The following is a 6,854-nucleotide window of genomic DNA, read 5'->3' as shown; positions in this document are numbered from 1 at the left end:
TGCCTTTCGGGTTCACCATCCATGGTGGGGCGCGTTTCTAACGAAGCCGTAACGGCCGTTGGAGTCTTATATATGTCTGGACTCTCTATGCTCGCGCTGGATAGACATCGCCAGAACGGGTATAGTATCGAAAGTTTTGTCGTTTACCAGCGGGGGAGTCCTGTGGGCATCAAAAAGAAGATCAAAAAGGAGCTTATCGGCACTTCCGATTACCCGTCGAATAAGATCTTCACGATCTCCAATTTCATCACCTTTACGCGCCTGATCCTCACCCTGGTATTTCTGTACCTGTTTGTGACGGATAACAACCGCGTCATCGCCATCGTTATCTACGCCGTTGCCGCCTCTACCGACTGGATGGACGGTCAGATCGCCCGCATGACCAAGACGGTCTCGTGGCTCGGCAAGGTCATGGATCCCATCTGCGACCGTGCGCTGCTGTTCACCGGCGTACTTGGGCTGGTGGTCCGCGGAGAGCTGCCCATCTGGGTCTGCGTGCTCATTATTGGCCGCGACATCTATCTGGGCATCGGCACGCTTATCGTTCGTCATTATCACCGTCGCCCCATCGATGTCGTCTTTCCCGGAAAGATTGCCACTGCACTGCTCATGACCGGCTTCTCGCTCATGCTGCTCGGGTTCCCCGTTATTGACGGCCTGCATCTTTTACCTTCAACCCTTACGGCCTTCCCGGGCCTCAACGGAAGCTCGGTGCCCCTCGGCATCTTCTTCGTGTATGGCGGCGTCATCTTCTCCATGCTCACCGCTGTCATCTATTCCATTAAGGGTGGAGCGGCCATTAAACAAGCCGTGGCGCATCCCGAGGACGAAGACATCGACTTTCTTAACCCCGAAATCGAAGACTAAGTCGTTGGGGTATGATTACGTACAGTTCATTCTTTGCGGCATGTCCGCGTTAAGTTAGGGGTTGTCATGGACAACATGGTTAACAATATGCCTCAGAACGATAAGGCCTCAGACGCCACCTGCGTTTTCCGCGTTCCTTCGAGCGATGTCACCGTTCCCGACCTCATGGCCAACGTGCACATCACCGCGCCCGTCTTATCTATCGTCAAAGGCCCGCAAACCGGCGCCGCCTTTGAGCTCGAGGATAATGTGACCACCATCGGCCGCGATCCCGCTAACGGCATCTTCCTCAACGACATGACCGTGTCGCGTAGCCACGCGCGCATTATTCGCGAGGGTCTGGGTGCCCGCATCGAGGACCTGGGCTCGCTCAACGGTACGTGGGTTGATGGCGCCATCGTCAACGGCGCACCGCTGCACGATGGCTCTTCCGTCCAGATCGGTACGTTTACGCTCATCTACCACGAGAGCACGCCGGAGCGCATCGAAACCGGTGAGTAGGGCATGGCCGAACGCAATTATCTGAGTATCGGCCAGGTCGTCAATCTACTTCGAGGCGCATACCCCGATCTTTCGAACTCAAAAATTAGATTTCTCGAAGATGAGGGGCTCATCACCCCTCATCGCACGCCTAAGGGCTATCGTCAGTACTCCAAGGAGGACGTTGACCGCCTGGAGGTCATTCTGCATCTGCAGAAAACTCGCTACATGCCGCTCAATGTGATCAAGCAGCGCCTGGAAAACGCCACGGACCTGTCTACGCTCGCCTACGAGGTGGGTCTGCTGTCCGATGTTCCGCTCAAGACGGAACCCAAGGAGACTAAGCAAAAGCTGCATCCCATCGAGACCATCCCCGATATGCTTGGCGTCGAGATCTCGTTTATCCGCTCCCTGGCCGAAAACGACCTTATTCGCATCATCAAGAGCCCGCAGAATCGCGAGCTTGTCGATGGCCGCGATTTCCCGATCATCCGCTATTGCTCCGAGCTTTCGCGCTTCCATATCGAGCCGCGCAACCTGCGCCAGTACGTATCGTCCGCAAACCGCGAGTCCTCGATGTTTGAGCAGGTGCTCGTAAGCATGCTCGGTATGGATACTTCCGACGACGAGCGCGATGCCAAGCTCGAGCGTGCATTTAAGAAGCTGCATGACCTCACCGAGGGCGTCCATACCGCTCTGCTCAAGAACCGTGTATTTGAGTCACTCAACGCCGTGGTGGAGGATGCCGATATCGATGCCCTCGACGAGGAGATCGCACGCTCCGAGTCAACCAAGGCCAAAAGCGAAGAGGCATCTACCTCCGCGGTCCCCGTGCGTGAGGAATCCCTCGTGCAGCCGCTCAAGGTTGTCGCCCCCTCACGCGCCGGCACCGCCAGCGCGGCCAAATAGACGCTGCTACAAACCAGCCTCCCCTGAAAGGTCATGCCATGTACGACTTCGAATCTCACATCGTCGACATCCCCGACTATCCCGAGCCCGGAGTCGTCTTTAAGGACATCACGCCACTCTTTGGTAATCCCGAGGCGTTAAAGGCCATGGTAGATGCCCTGGCCGAGCATTTTGCCGGCATGGGCATCACCAAGGTTGTGGGTCCCGAGGCTCGCGGCTTTATGGTCGGCGTGCCCGTGGCCGTCGCCCTGGGCGCCGGCTTTGTGCCCGCACGCAAACCGGGCAAGCTGCCGCGCAAGACGGTGAGCGAGAGCTACGAGCTCGAATATGGCACCGACTCTATCGAAATCCATGCCGATGCCATTACCTCTAAAGATACCGTGTTGATTCTGGACGACTTGGTCGCGACGGGCGGAACCGTCGAGGCAACAGGTAAACTGGTGCGAGATATGGGCGCAAAGCTTGTGGGTTACGGTTGTATCCTCGAACTTGCGTTTCTTAACCCGCGCAAGAAGCTCACGCCTTCCAACGAGGACGTCGAGCTCTTTAGCCTGGTAACGGTGGACTAGCCGCTACCCTTAGATACCGGAAAGGAAGCTCCATGCGCACAGCAAATACGCACAAAAACATGGCACGCTGCGCTGCTACGGCAACCCTCGCTTGTGTTTTGGGCCTGGGCCTCGCGGCTCCGGCCTATGCCGATACCGCATCCGACCTTGCCGCTGCTCGTACCAAACTCGAGCAGATCGGCACGCAGACCCAGCAAATTCATGAAGAACTCTCCGCGCAGACGCAGGAGCTTGATCAGACCGCAGGCGAGATCACGCAAAAGCAGCAAGAGATTGCCGACGGCCAGGCAAAGCTTTCGAGCTACGTTGCCGGTGAGTACAAGACCGGCGGTCTGAGTCTCCTTCAGGTTCTGACGGGCGTCGACGATCTGGGCGACATGCTCAACCGTCTGTTCTATTACGGCAAGGTTTCCGACAAGCAGGCCCAGACCATTCAGGATGTCAAGGACCTTAAGCAGCAGCTCACTGATAAGCAGGCCGAGCAGGAGAAGAACGTCGCCGCGACGCAGAAGAAAGTCGACGAGCTCAACGCCCAGCAGGCAGAAGCCCAGAGCATCGTGAACTCCCTAGATTCTCAGCTGCAGGCCGAGCTTGCCGCCGAGGCTGAAGCCAATGCCGCGCTGCAGGCTGGCATAAATGCCAGCACTGCCGAAAAGGCCACGGTGAGCAAAGACACCGCCGGTACGACCGAGAACACCAACGATGGCGGCAATACGCCCGCGCCCACTCCTACGCCCGCTCCGGCCCCTACGCCGCAGCCCGCCCCGGCTCCGGCGCCGACGCCTTCCGCACCGAGCCAGTCTGTTGACGGCGGCTCCGTTGTTTCGCGTGCCTACAGCAAGCTGGGTTGCGCTTATTCCTGGGGAGGCATTGGACCGGACAGCTTTGACTGCTCCGGTTTTGTAAGCTACTGTCTCACGGGCCGCTACTGCCGTCTGGGCACCACCGGCACCTTCATGGGTTGGACCCGCGTGTCCGACCCGCAACCAGGCGATGTCGTGGTTAACTCCTACCATACTGGCATCTATATCGGAAATGGTCAGATGATCCATGCTTCCGACTACAAGACGGGCGTCATCATCAGCTCCGTCGCAGCCGGCATGAACAACAACTACATTTTCGTGCGCTACTAAGTCACTCTGTATAGCAAACGAATGTGAACCTCGTGGCCTTTGGGCTGCGGGGTTCATTTATTTGTGACCGTGCTCCATACATGATCCCAATGAGCTAGTTTTCAATACTAGATGCACGTTTCAAAGGTAAGCAAGATGGCTATAATAAATGAGAAACATCTAGAAAGGACCCTCTATGAGCTGGGCACTTATCTCCGATTCGAGCTGCAACCTCCGCGATTGGCAACCGACCGCGCCCCATACCACCTTTGCATTTGCACCCCTTAAAATTCGAGTGGGGGAGCGCGAGTTCGTCGATGACCTCACGCTCGATGTTCACGAACTCAATTGCGCCGTGCAGGCGGAGTCGAGCGCTTCTTCGAGCGCCTGTCCGAGCGTAGGCGAGTGGACCGAACTCTTTAGGCTTGCCGACAAGACAATTTGCATGCCCATCTCCGAGGGCGTCTCGGGAAGCTACAATGCCGCCGCCACGGCACGCGATTTGGTTCTTGCCGAGGATCCGAACCGTCAGATTCATTTGGTCAATTCACGCGGAGCCGGCGGCAAAATGGACCTGATCTTCCTGCTGTTCGACCGCTATCTCGCAAGCAATCCAGACGTCTCTTTTGAGGAAGCCTGCAGCTATTTTGATGAGCTGGAACTGAACAGCAAGATCCTCTTTAGCCTGTGCAATTACGAAAATCTCGCCAAGGCCGGACGTATTCCCAAGGCAGCTGGGGTTATCGCCAATAAACTCAACATTCGAGTTTTAGGCACGGCAAGCGAGGCAGGGGAGATCAAGCTCATCGGTCACACCCGTGGCGAAAAGAAGATGCTTGGAAAGATTGTCGACACCATGGAGGCCGAGGGCTTTACCGGCGGCGAGGTCGTAATCGACCATGTCGAAAATGAGGCGGGCGCCCAGGCACTTGCCAGCCGCATTGTGGAGCATTGGCCCGGTTCCAAGACCATCATCATGCCCTGCAACGGACTGGATTCATACTATGCCGAGATGCACGGGCTCATTATCGGCTACGGCATGGGCGTTGCTTCGGGCCGATAAAATCCAACTAAACAAAAACACGGGCGGGACAAAGTGTCTGATGACTCTTTGTCCCGCCCGTCTTGTACGTCGGCTAGCTATTAAACCCGTTGAACTTTAGGTAGCTCATTAGATACGCCTTCGATACAAAAGACGATACCGCGCTGCGTACGAGCAGCGACTCGCGTGTGACCTGATGAGCCGTATCGGGTACAGGAACCTGCTCAATGGAAAAAGCCGCACGAATCGATGCCTCGAGCTGATCAATCACATAATCAAAGGCGGTCGGTGCATCGTAGCTCAGGCGCTGAATGTTAAAGAGCGCCTGAACCGCAGCGATGGGCAGCACCTGCTTAAAGATACAAATGGAGATGAGACGCGCAATCTGCTCGCGACCATATTGCTTTTTAACCGGAGCGGGAACAAGGCCGACCTTTACGTAGTTATTGATCATCGATGGCGTAATGACGGGCTGCTCCACACAAATCGAAAGCGGCTCCATCCACAGCTCGATGTACTCAATGACCTGGTCACGGTAGAGCGTTACATTCGGCAACTGGTTATAGCGCGGCAGACTGAGCGTATTGAGTTTGCGGACAATATCAGACTGGATAAATGCATCAGGTAGCACCGTTGGCTGAATATCCTCTGGGCTAATGCTAACCGACGTATCGGACATAGGAATGACATGTTTAGCGTGATTCATATGGTGCCTCCGTTCGTTTTCAATATTGTATTCTAGATTATCTAGTTTTGCATACCATAATGAACGGTATGATCGTCGGCTTTGGCTCGGGTCAGGTCGCAGGATAGCTGGCTCATTTTTTACACAACAAAACGTCCAGCGGCAACGTTGCCTCAAGCTCGTTACCGCTGGACGTTTAAGTAACATAACAACCTTACATAAGATATATTATCGTACTTATCCGCGTAAGAAAGCGTATGCGCTGGTAGCCGCTATAGCTCCGTCCGAAACGGCGGTCACAACTTGGCGTAAACGCTTGGAACGGATATCGCCAGCAGCAAATAAGCCAGGCGTGCGGGTGGCCATCGATTCGTCGGTCACAATACCGCCGTCGGGCGCCAGATCTACCAGATGCTCTACAAGCTCGGTATGGGGCTGCGTGCCAGCAAAGACAAAGATACCAAACGAGCCAGGATTGAAGGACTCGGAATAGATTTCACCGGTGGCGTTGTCCTTAAATGTGATAGTCGTGGGCATAGCCTCGCCCGATAGTTCCACGATACTAGTTTGGTACCTAACTGAAATATTATCTTTTGCGCGCACCTTTTGAACCACGCCATCGGGAGCCCGGAACTGATCGCGGCGCAAGACGATGGTCACGCTGCTGGCGATTTCTGACAAGAACAGGGCTTCCTCACAGGCAGCATTACCGCCGCCGATAACAAAGACCTGTTTACCGCGAAAGAACATGCCATCGCACGTCGCGCAATACGAAACGCCACGACCGCGATACGTATCCTCGCCAACAAAACCAGCAGATCGCGGCGTGGCACCCATGCAAGCGATAACGCTCGAGGCCAGTGTATCGCCCGTATCGTGATGCACCGTAAACAGCGCTGTATCAGCATCGTACTCGATGCCCGTCACCATGCTCCATGTAACCTGCGCTCCCAGGCCCTCTGCATGTTGCTGAAAACGCTCGCCAAGCTCGGCACCGCTCAAGAGCGGAATACCCGGATAGTTCTCGACCTCATTGGTTGTGGCGATTTGTCCTCCCGACATGCCCTGTTCAATCACGGCCGTCGTTAGGTTGGAGCGCGCCGCATAAATGGCTGCAGCATAGCCCGCAGGGCCGCCACCGATAATCGCAGCATCGATCGGCTGATGGGTAATCATGAAGAGACCTCCTG

8 protein-coding genes are annotated in these 6,854 nt (G+C 55.7%); 6 read left to right on the top strand and 2 right to left on the bottom strand.

All coding sequences use genetic code 11. The features are described from left to right. The first annotated feature begins 162 nt into the window (after positions 1-162). From DW823_RS02170 to DW823_RS02145, 6 genes are all read left to right on the top strand, one after another. Positions 163-867 carry a CDP-alcohol phosphatidyltransferase family protein gene (locus tag DW823_RS02170; RefSeq protein WP_118079916.1) on the top strand — a complete coding sequence of 235 codons (705 nt, stop codon included), beginning with the start codon at positions 163-165 and terminating at the stop codon, positions 865-867. A gap of 66 nt (positions 868-933) precedes the next feature. Beyond that, positions 934-1,368 (top strand): FHA domain-containing protein, encoded by a 435-nt coding sequence (locus DW823_RS02165; protein WP_022094516.1) that lies wholly within the window; start codon positions 934-936, stop codon positions 1,366-1,368. Between the two features lie 3 nt (positions 1,369-1,371). After that, complete coding sequence (locus DW823_RS02160) at positions 1,372-2,256, top strand: MerR family transcriptional regulator (protein ID WP_022094517.1); 885 nt, start codon at positions 1,372-1,374, stop codon at positions 2,254-2,256. Positions 2,257-2,294: 38 nt separating this feature from the next. Continuing rightward, positions 2,295-2,825 (top strand): adenine phosphoribosyltransferase, encoded by a 531-nt coding sequence (locus tag DW823_RS02155; RefSeq protein WP_022094518.1) that lies wholly within the window; start codon positions 2,295-2,297, stop codon positions 2,823-2,825. 32 nt (positions 2,826-2,857) lie between these two features. Next, positions 2,858-3,958, top strand: coding sequence for an NlpC/P60 family protein (locus DW823_RS02150; RefSeq protein ID WP_118079914.1), 1,101 nt, complete (start codon positions 2,858-2,860; stop codon positions 3,956-3,958). 175 nt (positions 3,959-4,133) lie between these two features. Beyond that, on the top strand, positions 4,134-5,000 hold the full coding sequence (locus DW823_RS02145; RefSeq protein ID WP_022094520.1) for a DegV family protein: 867 nt from the start codon (positions 4,134-4,136) through the stop codon (positions 4,998-5,000). 73 nt (positions 5,001-5,073) lie between these two features. Here DW823_RS02145 and DW823_RS02140 read toward each other — a convergent pair whose 3' ends face one another. Both DW823_RS02140 and DW823_RS02135 read right to left on the bottom strand, forming a co-directional pair. Beyond that, positions 5,074-5,685 (bottom strand): DUF1836 domain-containing protein, encoded by a 612-nt coding sequence (locus DW823_RS02140; protein WP_022094521.1) that lies wholly within the window; start codon positions 5,683-5,685, stop codon positions 5,074-5,076. A gap of 216 nt (positions 5,686-5,901) precedes the next feature. Then, complete coding sequence (locus DW823_RS02135) at positions 5,902-6,840, bottom strand: NAD(P)/FAD-dependent oxidoreductase (RefSeq protein WP_233542957.1); 939 nt, start codon at positions 6,838-6,840, stop codon at positions 5,902-5,904. Positions 6,841-6,854: the final 14 nt, after the last annotated feature.

Source organism: Collinsella sp. AM34-10 (assembly GCF_003469185.1).
Taxonomy (GTDB): Bacteria; Actinomycetota; Coriobacteriia; order Coriobacteriales; family Coriobacteriaceae; genus Collinsella.
The sequence above is the reverse complement of the archived record's forward strand: the minus strand, read 5'-3'. Positions and strand labels throughout refer to the sequence as shown.